Origin of the sequence: Alteromonas sp. a30 (assembly GCF_026788005.1) — a bacterium.
Taxonomy (GTDB): Bacteria; Pseudomonadota; Gammaproteobacteria; order Enterobacterales; family Alteromonadaceae; genus Paraneptunicella.
Genome location: NZ_JABEPE010000095.1, coordinates 1 through 696 on the forward strand (window position 1 = coordinate 1; position 696 = coordinate 696).

At 48.3% G+C, this 696-nt stretch carries 1 protein-coding gene; it reads right to left on the reverse strand.

The window, feature by feature from the left end:
* Positions 1–696 (reverse strand): IS110 family transposase (locus HJG39_RS19350; protein WP_268412069.1); only part of this gene is annotated, 696 nt, incomplete at both ends.

Here is a 696-nt window from a genome sequence, read left to right on the forward strand (position 1 = left end):
AACGATGTCTTTGGGTAACCCTTCTTGGCGCAGTTGTATGTCAGTCGAGATGTTTGCTGGATAACGATAAGCGTGTGCGCCTTCAACCAGCAGTCTTCTTGCTCGACCATTACCGGCTTTGGTAATGGCTCCTAAGTGTCGTTTGCCCCCAGAGGAGTGCTCGCTTGGCACTAAACCTAAATAGGCCATGAGCTTTCTGGGATGGTCGAATCGGTGTAAATCGCCTAACTCAGCAACAACACCGACAGCCACTAATAACCTAACGCCTCGCATAGCCTGAATGGCTTTTACTACCGGATAGTAGCGCCACTGGTGAACATGGTGTGTTAATTCATTATCCAATCTTTCCAAGCGCCGAATACGCTCCTCAATGGTTTGCAGTTGCTCCTGTAAAACGATGTGTTGCGCGGGATGGGGTAATATCAATTCTGTGAGCCAACGTAGGTGCTTCTTCGACCAATTGGCGGTACCAGCGTACCGAATGTTGTTGCGTAGCAATAATGCTTTGAGTTGGTACTTGGCTTCTTTCAAATCTTTCATGGCGGTTTCACGAGCGCGAGATAAATCGCGGACTGCTTCATCTTCGGGCTCAGGTACATAGATTGGCGTGAGGTCTTCTGACTTTAATAACTTCACCAGCTTCAACGCATCTCGACGGTCGGTTTTAATATGTTCGCCGGGCTTTTTAGGGATAAG